Below are 15,052 nucleotides of genomic sequence, written 5' to 3' on the forward strand. Positions count from 1 at the left end.
TCAGCCGCGCGTGACGCCGCTGGTGTCGAGCAGGTAGCCGACGCGTCCGTCGTCGTGGCGCACCACGAAGACGTCGCCGCGCTCCTCGAGTACGAGCGCCCATGCGGTCGGACCGATGCGGAACAGCGGCGTGCCGTTCTCATCCACGACGTCGCGCTCCACCGGCGCGAGCGCCCAGAACGGCTGGTTGTTCGTGACGGGCAGCGATGCGGGACTGCCCTGCGCCTGCCCATCGGCCGGCGCCTGCTCGCCCGCCTCCGGGGCCGGCGCGGGCTCCTCGGTGGCGGCCACGGAGGCCACGGCCTGCGCCGTCTCATCGGAAGCGCTCTCGCCGTTGCCTCGGATCACGGTCTCGGCGTCCAGCGGGTCCACCGGCTCGCTCGCGGGCTCGCCGCTCGTGCGGCGGTACGACGGCGCCTCGTCCTCGGCCGGCGCGAGCCCGAGGCTCGCCTCGATGTCGGATCCAGCGTGAGCGCGCGCGGAACGAGCAGCATCGGCGTCGGCCGGCGCCTCCGTCACCTCGTCGATCTCGGGCTGCGAGGCCGTCGGGGCGACGTACGGGTTGCCGCCGTGCGGCGCGGCCGGCGTGGGCTGACCCTGCTCGTGCGCCTGCGGCGGCGTGCCCTGCTGCGGCGGGTACGGCTGCTGGCCGTAGGGCTGGGGCGCGCCGTAGGGCTGCTGGCCGTACTGCTGCTCCTGGCCGGACTGCTCCTGCCCGGGCTGTCCCTGGCCGGGCTGCCCGTACGGCTGCTGGCCGAACTGCTGACCGTGGGCCTGCGGGCCCTGCTGCTCCTGGCCGGGCTGGCCATAGGGCTGGGGAGCGCCGTACGGCTGCTCCTGGCCCGGCTGACCGTAGGGCTGCGGGGCGTACGGCTGACCCTGGGGCGGGTACTGGCCGTAGGGCTGCTGGCCATAGGGGTAGGCGCCGGGCTGCTGCTGCCCGTACGGGTAGCCGCCCTGCTGCTGTCCGGGGGCGCCGTAGCCGGGCCAGGCGCCCTGCTGCCCCTGCTCCGGCTTGGGCGCGCGCGGCTTCTGCACGACGGGGCGCGCGGGGCGCGCGGCGCGCGCCGCGGGCACCTCCTCGCGGCCGTCGAAGTCGGCGCGGAACGGCGGCACGAGCGGGGCGAACACGGTGAAGAACACGCCGACGAGCGCGACGAACGCCGAGACCCAGGCGGCCCAGCCGGCCGACAGCACGGACTCGCCCGGTCCGAAGAACGACATCAGCTCGCCGAGCTGGGCGCCGAGCACGCTGATGAAAAGCAGCGAGTGCCACGCGACGATCGCGTAGGAGACGAACGCGACGGACGCGAACTGATCCACCGAGAGCGATCCGATGCGGATCTTCGCCCCCGGGGCGAGGCGGCGCACGACCAGCATCGCGGTCGCGGCGATGAGAGCCAGCAGCGCCGCGATCTGCACGAGCCCCTGGCCCCACATGGGCGCGTAATCACCGTCGATGACGCTGAAGAACGACAGGATCAGCAGGACGAGACCCGTCCCGATGACGATCCATTCGCGCAGCGTGAACTTCCACAGGCCGGGCACGCCGCCTGCGGCGACCTCACTGTTCTCGGACACGGGTCTCCCTCTGATCGTCGAGCGTTCCGTCTTCGATCCTAACCGCCACCGCCGACGCGTCGACGGGGAGGACTACCCGAGGCACTGCGGCCCGAGCAGCGACTTGAGGTCGCCGAACAGGTCGGCCGTGATCCGCACCGGCAGCGGCACCTCGAACACCTTGGCCGAGCTGCCGCGGTGCATCTTCAGCCGCACCTCCGTGTCGCCGGCGTGGCGCTGCAGCACCTCGGAGAGCTCGAGGACGAGCCGCTCCGTGGCGCGCTGCTCCGGCAGCAGCAGCGTCAGCGGCCCGGACGCCTCGAGACCCCCGACGTCGGGGACGAAGGCCGACTGCGCGTGCAGGTTGAGGCCGTCGTCACGCCGCGACACGCGGCCGCGCACGACGAGGAGCGAGTCCTGCTGCAGGATCGGCTGGAACTCGGTGTAGGTCTTGCCCATGAACATCACGGTGACCTCGCCCTCGAAGTCCTCGACCGTGATCATGCCGTAGGGGTTGCCGCTCGACTTGGCCACGCGATGCTGCGCGCTCGTCACGAGACCCGCCACCGTCACCTGGTCGCCGTCCTGCAGATCCTCCGAGGCGATGAGGTCGTGGATCGTGATGCTGCGGTGCTTCGCGAGCGGCACCTCGAGCCCGGCGAGGGGGTGATCCGAGACGTAGAGGCCGAGCATCTCGCGCTCGAACGCCAGCTTGTCCTTCTTCGTGAACTCCGGGCGCTCCGGCACCTTCTGCGCCGTCTCGGGCTCGTCCCACAGGCTGTCGAAGTCGAAGCCGATCGCCCCCTGCGCCTCGTTCCGCTTGCGATCGACCGAGGCCTCGACCGCCTGCTCGTGGACCTCCAGCAGGGCGCGCCGCGTCGAGCCCATCGAGTCGAAGGCGCCCGCCTTGATGAGCGACTCGACCGTGCGCTTGTTGGCCACGTGCATCGGCACGCGGCTCAGGAAGTCGTGGAAGCTCGTGTACGGCCCGTCCTTGCGTGCCGCGACGATGCCGTCGACCACGTTCGATCCGACGTTGCGGATGGCGCCGAGGCCGAAGCGGATGTCGTCGCCGACGGCCGAGAAGAAGCCGATCGACTCCGACACATCCGGCTGCAGCACCCGGATGCCCATGCGGCGGCACTCGTTGAGGTACATCGCGAGCTTGTCGCGCGAGTCGCCGACGCTCGTGAGCACCGCGGCCATGTACTCGGCCGGATAGTGGGCCTTGAGGTACGCGGTCCAGTACGACACCACGCCGTATGCGGCGGAGTGCGCTTTGTTGAACGCGTAGTCCGAGAACGGCAGCAGGATGTCCCACAGCGCCTTGATGGCGCCCTCGGAGTAGCCGCGCTCCTTCATGCCGCCCGAGAAGCCCGCGTACTGCTTGTCGAGCTCCGACTTCTTCTTCTTGCCCATCGCGCGGCGCAGGATGTCGGCCTGTCCGAGGCTGAAGCCCGCCACCTTCTGCGCGATGGCCATGACCTGCTCCTGATAGATGATCAGGCCGTAGGTCGTGTCGAGGATGTCGCGCAGCGGCTCCTCGAGCTCGGGATGGATCGGGGTGATCTCCTGGAGCCCGTTCTTGCGCAGCGCGTAGTTCGTGTGGGAGTTGGCACCCATGGGGCCCGGCCGATACAGGGCGATGACGGCCGAGATGTCCTCGAAGTTGTCCGGCTTCATGAGGCGCAGCAGCGAGCGCATCGGCCCGCCGTCGAGCTGGAACACGCCGAGGGTGTCGCCGCGCGACAGCAGCGCGTAGGCCTCGCGGTCGTCGAGCGAGAGGTGCTCGAGGTCGACCTCCTCGCCGCGGTTGGCCCGGACGTTGTCGAGCGCGTCGGAGAGGATCGTGAGGTTGCGCAGCCCCAGGAAGTCCATCTTGATGAGGCCGAGGGCCTCGCACGCGGGGTAGTCGAACTGCGTGACGATCTGGCCGTCCTGCTCCCGCTTCATGATCGGGATGATGTCGATGAGCGGCTCGCTCGACATGATCACGCCCGCCGCGTGCACGCCCCACTGCCGCTTCAGTCCCTCGAGGCCGACCGCGCGGTCGTAGACCGTCTTGGCCTCGGGGTCGCTCTCGATGAGCGCGCGGAACTCGCTGGCCTCCTTGTAGCGGGGGTGCTCGGGGTTGAACATGCCGTCGAGCGGCATGTCCTTGCCCATGACGGCGGGGGGCATCGCCTTCGTCAGCCGCTCCCCCATGCTGAACGGGAAGCCGAGCACGCGGCCGGCGTCCTTGAGCGCCTGCTTCGACTTGATGGTGCCGTACGTCACGATCTGCGCCACGCGCTCGTCGCCGTACTTGTCGGTGACGTAGTCGATCACCTCGCCGCGGCGGCGGTCGTCGAAGTCGACGTCGAAGTCGGGCATCGAGACGCGGTCCGGGTTGAGGAAGCGCTCGAAGATGAGGCCGTGCTCGAGCGGGTCGAGGTCGGTGATCCGCATGGCGTACGCGACCATCGACCCGGCGCCCGAACCACGGCCCGGGCCGACACGGATGCCGTTGTCCTTGGCCCAGTTGATGAAGTCGGCGACGACGAGGAAGTAGCCGGGGAAGCCCATCTGCAGGATGATCCCGGTCTCGTAGTCCGCCTGCTGCCGCACGCGGTCTGGCACGCCGTTCGGGTAGCGGTAGTGGAGGCCCTTCTCGACCTCCTTGATGAGCCAGCTCTCCTCGGTCTCCCCGTCGGGCACGGGAAACTTCGGCATGTAGTTGGCGCTCGTGTCGAACTCGACGTCGCACCGCTCGGCGATGAGCAGCGTGTTGTCGCAAGCCTCCGGGTGATCGCGGAACAGCTGACGCATCTCGGCGGCCGTCTTGACGTAGTAGCCGTCGCCGTCGAACTTGAACCGGTTCGGGTCGTCGAGCGTCGATCCGGACTGGACGCACAGCAGCGCCGCGTGGGCGTCGGCCTCGTGCTGGTGCGTGTAGTGCGAGTCGTTGGTGGCCACGAGCGGGATGCCCAGGTCCTTCGCGAGGCGCAGCAGATCGGTCATCACGCGGCGCTCGATGTCGAGGCCGTGATCCATGATCTCGGCGAAGTAGTTCTCCTTGCCGAAGATGTCCTGGAACTCGGCGGCCGCCTGGCGCGCGGCGTCGTACTGGCCGAGACGCAACTTGGTCTGCACCTCGCCGGAGGGGCAGCCGGTCGTCGCGATCAGGCCCTTGCCGTAGGTCTGCAGCAGCTCGCGGTCCATGCGCGGCTTGAAGTAGTACCCCTCGATGCTCGACAGCGAGCTCAGCCGGAACAGGTTGTGCATGCCGGGGGTGTTCTCGGCCCACATCGTCATGTGGGTGTACGCGCCGCTGCCCGAGACGTCGTCACTCTTCTGGTCGGGGCTTCCCCACGCCACGCGCGTCTTGTCGGTGCGGTGCGTGCCGGGGGTGACGTACGCCTCGAGGCCGATGATGGGCTTCACGCCCGCGGACTGCGCGGCCCGGTAGAACTCGAACGCCGCGAACGTGTTGCCGTGGTCGGTGACGGCGATCGCCGGCATCCCGTAATCGGCCGCCGCCTGCGTCATCGCCCCGAGCTTCGCCGCCCCGTCCAGCATCGAGTACTCGCTGTGGACATGCAGGTGAACGAAGGAGTCGGAGGCCATGGATCGAGTCTAGGTTCGACCTCCGACACCGCGGCTCAGCGGCGCAGGTCGAGGCGCATGACGACGCGGGGGAACCCGCCCGAGACCGAGATCGTGTCGGCTGCCTTCGTGAAGCCCGCGCGCTCGAACATGTCGCGGAAGCCCACGAACGCCATGGTCTGGTCCACCCGCTCACCGCGGTTGTCGACCGGGTAGCCCTCCAGCGCGGGGGCGCCGCGCTCACGCGCGAAGGCGATGGCGCCCCGGAGCAGGCGGTCGAGGACGCCCTTGCGCCGGTGCCCGGGGCGCACGCGGAAGCACCACGCGGTCCAGACAGGCAGATCGTCGACGTGCGGGATCGTGCGGCTGCGGGCGAACTGGGTGTCGGCGCGCGGCGCGACACCGGCCCAGCCGACCGGCTCGTCGCCGTCGTACGCGAGCACGCCCGGCGGCAGATCCGATTCGCACATGGCGCGCACGAACTCGGCCCTGGCCGGCCCGACCAGCTCGCGGTTGAGCTTCGCCGGAACCCGGTGGCTCAGGCACCAGCACACGTTCGCGTCGGGGCGCTTGGGCCCCACCAGCGCGCGCACGCCCTCGAAGTCGGTCGCGGGGCGCGTCGTGATGGCCATGCCGCCATCCTGCCCGCCGCCCCCGACATCGGGAACGGGTGGTCGACCCTCGCGCGCGGTGCTACTCGCCGCGGAGGATGTCGAGGGCGTTCTGGAGGTCGGCGGGGTACGGCGACGCGAACTCGACCCGGTCGCCCGTGCCGGGGTGGTCGAAGGCGAGGCGGTGGGCGTGCAGCCACTGGCGCGTCAGTCCCAGGCGCGCCGACATGGTCGGGTCGGCGCCGTAGAGCGGATCGCCGACGCACGGATGCCGGTGGGCGGCCATGTGCACGCGGATCTGGTGCGTGCGGCCCGTCTCCAGATGGATCTCGAGCAGCGAGGCGCCCGGGAAGGCCTCGATCGTCTCGTAGTGGGTCACGGAGTCCTTGCCGTCGCGCGTGACGGCGAACTTCCACGAGTGGCTGGGGTGTCGCCCGATCGGCGCGTCGATCGTGCCGACCAGCGGATCCGGATGCCCCTGCACCACGGCGTGGTAGACCTTGTCGACCGTGCGCTCCTTGAAGGCGCGCTTGAGCAGCGTGTACGCGCGCTCGGTCTTGGCGACCACCATGAGCCCGCTCGTGCCCACGTCGAGGCGATGCACGATCCCCTGCCGCTCGGCGGCGCCGCTCGTGGCGACCTGCACCCCAGCTGCGAGGAGCGCGCCGAGCACGGTCGGGCCCTCCCAGCCGAGCGACGGATGGGCGGCGACGCCCACCGGCTTGTCGACCACGACGATGTCGTCGTCCTGGTGGACGATCCCGAGCTCGGGCACCACGACCGCGACGACGCGCGGCTCCTCCTTCGGCCGCCACTCGACGTCGAGCCACGAGCCCGCCGTGACGCGATCCGACTTCGCGACGACCGCGCCGTCGAGCTGCACGCCGCCGGCCTCGACGACCTCCGCCGCGAAGGTCCGCGAGAAGCCGAGCATCTTGGCCAGGGCCGCGTCGACGCGCGTGCCGTCCAGCCCGTCGGGGACGGGAAGCCTGCGGGACTCCATCAGTCCCGGTCTCCCGCGGCGTCCGCCGGAACCCGGTCGACCGCGTCGTCCCGATCCGTCGCGGCGCGATCGGCCTCGGCGGGGGCCGACGCGTCGCCCTCGACCGTCTCGACCGCCGGGCGCGCGGCGGCCTCGCCGGCGTCGTCGGCCGCGGGAGCGCCGCCGCCGTCCGCCGCCTTCTCGCCGCGCGTGCCGTCGAGCTCCAGCCCGATCACGAGCAGCAGCGCGACGGCCGCCATGCCGCCGACGATGAAGATGTCGGCGACGTTGTAGATCGCCGGGTGCGGCGCCCAGAACCACATCCAGGGCGTGAGGATGAAGTCGACCACGTGCCCGACGGCGAAGCCGGGATCGCGGAACAGTCGGTCGGCGAGGTTGCCGAGCACTCCCCCCAGCAGCAGCCCGAGCACGACGGCCCACAGCCGGGAGTGCACCCGCGTGGCGGCGACGTAGACGATCGCGGCCGCGACGACCGCCATCGCGATCGTGAAGATCCAGGTGACGCCCTCACCCAGCGAGAACGCGGCGCCGGGGTTGAAGACGAGGACGAACTGCAGGGCGTCGCCGACCACCGGCACCGTGGTGCCGGGCTCCAGCGACTGCAGGACGAGGTGCTTGGAGAACTGGTCGGCGGCCAGCACCGTCACCGCGAGGATCGCGATGAGGGCGCCGGCCGCCGCCGTGCGAAGGGGGGCTCGGCCGCTCAACGGGCCGGGCTCAGAGACCGATCGCCGAGACCGGCGTCGACGACGACGCGGTGCTCGAGCTCTCGAGGTCCTTCAGCTTCGTCTCGAAGAACGAACGCATCTCGGCGCGGTAGTCGCGCTCGAAACCGCGCAGCTCCGTGATGCGCGACTCGAGCGACTTGCGCTCGTTCTCGAGGCGCACGCGGATCTCCTGCTGCTTGCGCTCGGCGTCGGCGATGATCTCGCCGGCCTGCGAGCGTGCGTCCGCGACGAGCTTCTCGGCCTCGGCCTTGCCCTCGGCGACGTGCTCGTCGTGCAGGCGCTGCGCGCGCTCGATGATGCTCACGGCGCTCGTCGCGGCGTTCGCCTGCGGCGCCTCGGCGGGCGCGGCCGGCTGCGGCGTCTCGACGGGCTTCGGAGCCTCGGCCGCGGGGGCCGCGGGCGTCGCGCCCGACTCGAGCTCGGCGACGCGCGCCTTCAGGCGCTCGTTCTCCTCGAGCGCCTTGCGCCACTCGACGACGATCTCGTCCAGGAAGTCGTCGACCTCATCCGGGTCGAACCCCTCCTTGAACCGGACGTGCTGGAACTGCTTGGTGACGACGTCATCCGGGGTGAGTGCCATGGGGAGGGACCTCTTTCGATCAGAGACAGTCGGAGGGCCGCGGGGTCGGGCCCGCGGCTTCAGTCTCGAGCAAGCATAACCGGACCATGCCGGGAGCCGTACCCCAGACGCGAATCCGAGAACGGGTTCAGACGCCGGCGAGGACGCTCGTGACGGAGAGCAGGATGATGCACAGGAACATCGTGATCGCGAACGCGAAGTCGATCGCGACACCGCCCACCCGCAGGGGCGGGATGAACCGGCGCAGGAAGCGGATCGGGGGGTCCGTGACCGTGTACACCGCCTCCGCGATCACGAGCATGGCGCCCTTCGGACGCCACTCGCGGTTGAACAGCGGGATGTAGTCCAGGATCAGCCGCCCGAACAGCACGAGCATGTACAGGAGCACGAGGAGGTTCAGCAGCGTGAAGACGAGCGCGATCACGAGATGAGCCTATCCCGGGCGCGACCGGATGCCCGACGCGCCCGACCGGGGCCGACGGCGCTCAGAGCGCGTCGTCGCCGGTGATGGCGCCGTCGCCCGAGACCGCGATGTTCTCGGGGCTGAGCAGGAACACCTTGCTGGTGACCCGCTCGATCCGCCCGTACAGGCCGAGCGAGAGGCCGCTCGCGAAGTCGATGAGGCGGCGCGCGTCGGCGTCGCTCATCTGCGAGAGGTTCATGATCACGGGCACGCCGTCGCGGAAGTGCTCGGCGATCGTCTGCGCGTCGCGGTACTGCTTGGGGTGGACCGTGACGATCTCGGTGACGGGCGCCGACGCGGGCTGGCGCACGACGGCGGGGCGGCGGATCGGCGTCACGGGCGCGGGCACCTCCTCGTCGCGGGCGTGGCGCTCCTCGCGCGTGGCGCGCACGGGCGTCTGCCGCTCGTCGGCCTCGTCGTACTCCTCCTCGTCCGCCAGGCCGAGGTAGACCATCGTCTTCTTGAGCGGGTTCGCCATCGCGTCCTCCGTAAGGTGCTCGTTGTCTTCGAGGCTAAGCCCGGTCGGGCCGCGCCCCCGTGATTGCCGTCCCGATGCGCAGGTGTGTCGCGCCCACCGCGATCGCCTCCGCGAAATCCGCCGTCATCCCCGCCGAGAGCCACGTGGCCTCCGGCGCGAGCCGGCGCACGCGCTCGGCGTGTTCGGCCAGCCGCGCGAACGCCGCGGCCGGGTTCTCGTCGAGCGGCGCGACCGCCATGACGCCGCGCAGACGCAGCGTGGACAGCCCCAGGATGTGCTCGGCGAGCGGTTCGACGCCCTCGGGCGCCACGCCGCCCCTGCCGGGATCGTCGGTGAGGTTGATCTGCAGCAGCACGTCGAGGGTGGGCATGCCCTCGCCCGCCGCCTCGAGCGCATCCGCCAGCCTCTCGCGGTCCACCGAGTGGACGACCGAGGCGGCACGGCGGATGGCCTTCGCCTTCTTCGTCTGCGCCTGGCCGATGAAGTGCCAGCGGAGATCCGCGAGGTCCGCGCACTCCTCGGTCTTGCCCGTCAGCTCCTGCTGCCGGTTCTCCCCCACGTCGCGCACGCCGAGCGCATGCAGCTCGCGCACGAGGGCGGCCGGATGGAACTTGGTGACGACGATGCGCGTCAGCTCGTCCGGATCCCTCCCGGCCGCCCTCGCGGCGTCGGCGATGCGCTCGTCGACGTCTGCGAGGCGGGCGGCGAGATCCGGCACGGTCACTTCAGGAAGTCGGGGATGTCGAGGTCCTCGTCGAACGCCGAGTCGAAGCCGCTCGCGTCGGGCACCACGGGCGCCGCCGCGACGGAGACGCTCTCGCGCTCGTCCTTCGGCGCCGCGCCCTCGGCGCGCTCGGCCGGATCGGCGGCAGCCGCCGCGGCCGGGACCGCGGGGGCGGCGGGGCGGGCCGCGAGCGACGGCACGTCGAGCCGCGTCTGCGGCTCGCCGCCGTCGAAGCCGGCCGCGATGACCGTGACGCGCACCTCGTCGCCGAGGGTGTCGTCGATGACGGTTCCGAAGATGATGTTGGCCTCGGGGTGGGCGGCCTCCTTGACGAGCTGCGCGGCGTCGTTGATCTCGAAGATGCCGAGGTTCGATCCGCCCTGGATCGACAGCAGCACGCCGTGCGCGCCCTCGATCGAGGCCTCGAGCAGCGGCGACTCGACCGCCAGCTCGGCGGCCTTGATGGCGCGATCGGCCCCGCGGGCGGAGCCGATGCCCATGAGCGCGGATCCGGCGCCCTGCATGACGCTCTTGACGTCCGCGAAGTCGAGGTTGATGAGACCGGGGGTCGTGATGAGGTCGGTGATGCCCTGCACACCGGCAAGGAGCACCTGGTCGGCCGTGGCGAAGGCCTCGACCATCGAGATGCCGCGGTCGCTGATCTCGAGGAGGCGGTCGTTCGGCACGACGATGAGCGTGTCGACCTCCTCCTTCAGCGCAGCCACGCCCGTCTCGGCCTGCTGCTGACGGCGGCGACCCTCGAAGGAGAACGGCTTGGTCACGACGCCGATGGTGAGCGCGCCGATGGACTTGGCGATGCGCGCGACCACGGGCGCGCCGCCCGTGCCGGTGCCGCCGCCCTCGCCCGCCGTGACGAAGACCATGTCGGCGCCCGCGAGGGCCTGCTCGATCTCCTCGGCGTGATCCTCGGCCGCGCGACGCCCCACCTCCGGGTCGGCGCCCGCGCCGAGGCCGCGCGTGAGCTCGCGGCCCACGTCGAGCTTGACGTCGGCGTCGCTCATGAGCAGCGCCTGCGCGTCGGTGTTGACGGCGATGAACTCGACCCCGCGCAGGCCCAGCTCGATCATGCGGTTGACGGCGTTGACGCCACCGCCGCCGACGCCGACGACCTTGATCACGGCGAGGTAGTTCTGGTTCTGGCTCATGCCGGCCTCCGATTGTGCGAACCCTGGCTCTCATCCCGAGCGGTCAACCTTCACGTTCAACCTGAACGTTAAAGAATTGCCCGGTATGTATTTCCCTTCTCCGAAGGTAAGCGGGCCAGCGGATCGCGTTCGGATTGGACCGGGGCGTGTCGCGCTTCCCACCCGGATTGCGTGCCGCGCGCCGACGCGGTTGCGGTGGTCGCTTCATCTCCGCGGCTCCGCCGCTCCGTTCAGCAACCGAGGGGTGCAACCGGTCAGCAAGCCACAGCACAACCGATCACTGTGTGAGCGCGAAGCGCGAGCGTGCGGCCGCCAATGCGGCCGCCCCGCGGCGCGCAGCGCCGCCTCGCCGGCGCGGGACGCGACGGCGCGAGCACGCGAGCGGCACCCGCACAGCGGGTGCCCGAGCGGCGCAGACGCTTCTGAAAAGAACACACCCCGCTACCTCACGACGACGGCCTCGGGCGAGGAGACGTCGTACAGGGCGACGCCCTCGGGCGGCTTCGCGGCCATCATCTTCTGCAGCGAGAGCGCCTTCATGGCCGACTCGTCGGCGGTCCCCCACACGATCTCGGTGCCGGTGGCGCCGAGCGTGAGCCGCACATCCTGCGGCGTGCTCGCCGTGGCCGCGGTCACCTGCCCGTGCAGCTCGGCCGGGAGCGAGCGCAGCACCTGGCCGACGGCGGCGAAGGTCTCGGAGCCGGGACCCGCCTCGACGGAGATCACGGGCTGACCCGCGGGAGGCTCGGCGGTGGTCGACAGCGCCACGCCCGCGGCGTCGACGAGCGTGAAGCCGGCGTCCGTCTGGATCACGCCGACGGGCGTGCGCTCCACGATCCGGATGACGAGCTCGTGCGGCGGTCGCGCCTCGATCGCGTAGGTCTCGATGAGCGGGAAGCCGAGCAGCGCGGCCTTCACCTCGCTGTGGTCCACCAGCGGCAGGGGCCGGCCCACCTGCGTCGCGAGCGCCGCCTCGACGGCGGCCTCGTCGAGGGTCTCCGAGCCGACGACGATGACGTCGCGCACCGCGAACAGCGGACTGTACGCCGCGCCCACGCTGCCGCCGACCAGCAGCAGCAGGGCCGCCGCGGCGCCGATCGCGTACCAGCGGCGACGGCGCGTGCGGGCGGTGAAGCGGCGGATCTCCGCGCGCAGCGCCCGGCGGCGGGCGCGGGAGGCGCGCCAGAGCTCTCGCCAGCCGACGGATCCCGTCGCCTGCTCCTCGCCGCGCGTGCCGTCGAGGTCCGGTTCCTCGGCATCGACGGTCGCGTCGAGCCCGTCGGGACCGTCGTCGAGCCCCTCACGCCGCCGCTCGGCCCGCCGGCCGAAGAGGCGACGGGGCGGCAGCTCGACGACGTCGGCGATCGGCGCGGTGTCCACCGCGTGGTCGTGGTCGTCGCGCGCGAGCGCGAGCTCCCGCTCGGGCTCACGCGGCTCGGGCGGGGTCGGCCGCGCTGCGGGAAGGGGGCCGGGCCGCTTCATGCCCCCGTCAGCCCTCCGCGCCCTCGCGCAGGGCGCCGAGCACCTGCGGGATGATCCGGTACACGTCGCCGCAGCCGAGGGTGATGACGTAGTCGCCCTCGCGCGCCACGCCCGCCGTGTACTCGGCCGCCTCCTGCCAGTCGGCGAGGAAGCGCACGCGCGACGGATCGTCGAACGCGCCGCTCACGAGCTCGCCCGTGACGCCGGGGATGGGATCCTCGCGGGCGCCGTACACGTCGAGCACGACGGTGTGGTCGGCCAGCTCCTCGAGCACTTTGGCGAACTCGCCGGCCATCAGCTGCGTGCGCGAGTAGGTGTGCGGCTGGTGCAGGGCGATGATCCGCCCGTCGCCGACGACGGTGCGGGCGGCCGCGAGTGCGGCGGCGACCTCCGTGGGGTGGTGGGCGTAGTCGTCGAACACGCTCACGCCGCGCTCGGCGCCGTGCAGCTCGAAGCGGCGCACCGTGCCGCCGAAGCCCTCGACGGCCCTGAGCGCGGGCTCGAGACCGTAGCCGAGCTGCAGCAGCACGGCCACCGCGCCGGCGGCGTTGACCGCGTTGTGGCGCCCCGGCACCTGCAGCCGGCCCTCGACCCGTTCGCCCGCGTGCTCCAGCGCGAAGGCGACGGGCCCGTCGGTGCGGATGTCGACGATGCGCAGGTCGGCGCGGTGCGACTCGCCGAAGGTCGTCACGTTCCGGTGCGTGAGGCGCTCGCTCACCCGGCGCGCGCCCTCGTCGTCCGCCGAGATGACGACGGCCTCGCGTGCGCCGTCGGCGAAGCGCACGAACGCGTCGTCGAACGCCTCGTGCGAGCCGTAGTGGTCGAGGTGGTCCGCGTCGACGTTCGTGATGAGCGCGATCGAGGTGTCGTAGAGCAGGAACGTGCCGTCGGACTCGTCGGCCTCGATGACGAACAGGTCGTCGGATCCGGTGCCGCTGGACGCGCCCCTGTCCTGGATGACGCCGCCGCTGACGAAGCTCGGGTCGGCGCCCAGCCGGCCGAGGCCCGTGACGATCATGCCGGTCGAGGTGGTCTTGCCGTGCGCGCCGGCGACGGACACGAGGCGGCGGGCGCCGACGAGGTACTTCAGCGCCTGCGAGCGGTGCAGCAGCGTGAGACCGCGCTCCTTCGCCGCGAGGTACTCGGGGTTCTCGGGCCAGATCGCCCCCGTGTACACGACCGTGTCGACGTCGCCGAGGTTGGCGGCATCGTGCCCGATGTGGACCGTGGCGCCCAGTTCCGCGAGGTCGCGCGTGTTCTGACTCTCGGAGCGGTCCGAGCCCGAGACGGGGACGCCGGCGGCGAGGAACATGCGCGCGAGTCCCGAGATGCCCGATCCGCCGATGCCGATGAAGTGCACGGCGCGGATCTGGCTCGGGATGGGCACGGAGAGGTCGGGCTTGATCATGGCACTTCGAGTCTAGGTTCGCCCGCCGACACTCGCGCTCGGCGCGCCCGAACAGGCGGCGGACTCCCACGATGCGCGCCGCACGGCACCGCATCCGCCTCGCGGGGCGCCGACGCCCACGAGCGGCGCGGCGGGATCAGCGGCCGAGCGCTCGGTCGAGCATCGCGATGACGTGCGCGGTGCCCTCGCGGGTCCCCGCGCGCGCCGCCGCGGTGCGCATCTCGTCGAGGCGCCCCGCGTCGCGCAGCAGCGGCACGAGCTCCGAACGCAGGCGCGCGGGCGTGAGCTGGGCGTCGTCGATGAGGATCGCCGCCCCGGCGCCCACGGCGCCGGCCGCGTTCAGCCGCTGCTCGCCGTTGCCGACGGCGTACGGCACGTACACGGCGGGGATGCCGAGCGCGCTGATCTCGCTCACCGTCGAGGCCCCGGCGCGAGAGAGCACGACGTCCGCCGCGGCGAAGGCCAGGTCCATCCGGTCCAGGTAGCGCACGACGACGTAGCCCTCGCCGCCCGCGTCCACCTCGCCGGCGCGCTCCCCCGCGGCGTGCAGGATCTGCCATCCCGCGTCCACGATGTCGCGCCACGCGCCCGCCATGGCGTCGTTGATGCGCTTGGCGCCGAGCGATCCGCCGAACACGAGCAGCACGGGGCGGTCGGCGGCGAGGCCGAACAGCTCCAGGGCCTCCGCGCGGCGGGCGTCGCGGTCGAGGCGCGCGATCTCGGGACGCAGCGGCATGCCCACCACCTCCGCGCCCCGCAGTGGCGTGCCCGCGAACGCGACGCCGACGGCCGCCGCGCCGCGCGCGCCCAGCACGTTGGCCAGGCCGGGGCGGGCGTTGGCCTCGTGCACGACGAACGGCACGCGCTCGCGCCGCGCCGCCACGTAGGCGGGTGCCGAGGCGTAGCCGCCGACGCCCAGCACGACGTCGACGCCGTGGCGGCGGATGTGCCCGCGCACCTGCGAGACGGCACGCGCGAAGCGGACGGGGAACCGCAGGGCGGCGCCGTTCGGGCGGCGCGGGAACGGCACCTTGTCGACGACGAGCAGCTCGTAGCCGCGCTCGGGGACGAGCCGCGCCTCGAGTCCCTCCCTCGTGCCCAGGACGAGCACCTCGTCGTCCGCGGAGCGCTCGCGCAGCCCGTCGGCCACGGCGAGCAGGGGGTTGACGTGGCCGGCGGTGCCGCCGCCGGCGAGCAGATAGGTCGTCACCCGTCCATCCTCGCAGGGTGCGGATGGATCCCCGCCGAGCGGCGCGCGCCGGCG

General features: G+C 71.9%; 13 protein-coding genes. All 13 read right to left on the minus strand.

Going from position 1 to position 15,052, the window contains the following annotated elements; translation table 11 throughout:
• Positions 1-1,581 carry a hypothetical protein gene (locus ACYVJ0_RS05780; RefSeq protein WP_460816582.1) on the minus strand — a complete coding sequence of 527 codons (1,581 nt, stop codon included), beginning with the start codon at positions 1,579-1,581 and terminating at the stop codon, positions 1-3.
• 72 nt (positions 1,582-1,653) lie between these two features.
• Positions 1,654-5,166: a DNA polymerase III subunit alpha gene (gene dnaE, locus ACYVJ0_RS05785; protein ID WP_460816584.1), complete on the minus strand. Its 3,513-nt coding sequence runs from the start codon at positions 5,164-5,166 to the stop codon at positions 1,654-1,656.
• A 35-nt stretch (positions 5,167-5,201) separates the two neighbouring features.
• Positions 5,202-5,777 carry a GNAT family N-acetyltransferase gene (locus ACYVJ0_RS05790; protein ID WP_460816585.1) on the minus strand — a complete coding sequence of 192 codons (576 nt, stop codon included), beginning with the start codon at positions 5,775-5,777 and terminating at the stop codon, positions 5,202-5,204.
• Between the two features lie 61 nt (positions 5,778-5,838).
• Positions 5,839-6,759, minus strand: coding sequence for an RluA family pseudouridine synthase (locus ACYVJ0_RS05795; protein WP_460816587.1), 921 nt, complete (start codon positions 6,757-6,759; stop codon positions 5,839-5,841).
• Positions 6,759-7,466 carry a signal peptidase II gene (gene lspA / locus ACYVJ0_RS05800; protein WP_460816589.1) on the minus strand — a complete coding sequence of 236 codons (708 nt, stop codon included), beginning with the start codon at positions 7,464-7,466 and terminating at the stop codon, positions 6,759-6,761. The genes ACYVJ0_RS05795 and lspA overlap by 1 nt, the downstream gene beginning before the upstream one ends.
• Positions 7,467-7,476: 10 nt before the next feature.
• On the minus strand, positions 7,477-8,067 hold the full coding sequence (locus tag ACYVJ0_RS05805) for a DivIVA domain-containing protein (RefSeq protein WP_449854549.1): 591 nt from the start codon (positions 8,065-8,067) through the stop codon (positions 7,477-7,479).
• Positions 8,068-8,194: 127 nt separating this feature from the next.
• Entirely contained in the window at positions 8,195-8,443 is a 249-nt protein-coding gene (locus tag ACYVJ0_RS05810; protein ID WP_449854554.1) for a YggT family protein, read from the minus strand.
• A 109-nt stretch (positions 8,444-8,552) separates the two neighbouring features.
• A complete protein-coding gene (locus ACYVJ0_RS05815) occupies positions 8,553-9,008 on the minus strand; it encodes a cell division protein SepF (protein ID WP_460816590.1) in 456 nt (151 codons plus the stop codon).
• Between the two features lie 34 nt (positions 9,009-9,042).
• Positions 9,043-9,726 carry a YggS family pyridoxal phosphate-dependent enzyme gene (locus ACYVJ0_RS05820; RefSeq protein ID WP_460816708.1) on the minus strand — a complete coding sequence of 228 codons (684 nt, stop codon included), beginning with the start codon at positions 9,724-9,726 and terminating at the stop codon, positions 9,043-9,045.
• A gap of 2 nt (positions 9,727-9,728) precedes the next feature.
• Positions 9,729-10,898 carry a cell division protein FtsZ gene (gene ftsZ, locus ACYVJ0_RS05825; protein ID WP_460816592.1) on the minus strand — a complete coding sequence of 390 codons (1,170 nt, stop codon included), beginning with the start codon at positions 10,896-10,898 and terminating at the stop codon, positions 9,729-9,731.
• Positions 10,899-11,339: 441 nt separating this feature from the next.
• Entirely contained in the window at positions 11,340-12,380 is a 1,041-nt protein-coding gene (locus ACYVJ0_RS05830; protein ID WP_449854842.1) for a cell division protein FtsQ/DivIB, read from the minus strand.
• Positions 12,381-12,387: 7 nt separating this feature from the next.
• Entirely contained in the window at positions 12,388-13,788 is a 1,401-nt protein-coding gene (gene murC, locus ACYVJ0_RS05835) for a UDP-N-acetylmuramate--L-alanine ligase (protein WP_460816594.1), read from the minus strand.
• 136 nt (positions 13,789-13,924) lie between these two features.
• Positions 13,925-14,998: a UDP-N-acetylglucosamine--N-acetylmuramyl-(pentapeptide) pyrophosphoryl-undecaprenol N-acetylglucosamine transferase gene (locus ACYVJ0_RS05840; RefSeq protein WP_460816596.1), complete on the minus strand. Its 1,074-nt coding sequence runs from the start codon at positions 14,996-14,998 to the stop codon at positions 13,925-13,927.
• Between the last annotated feature and the right edge of the window lie 54 nt (positions 14,999-15,052).

This window comes from Microbacterium petrolearium, from assembly GCF_054782875.1.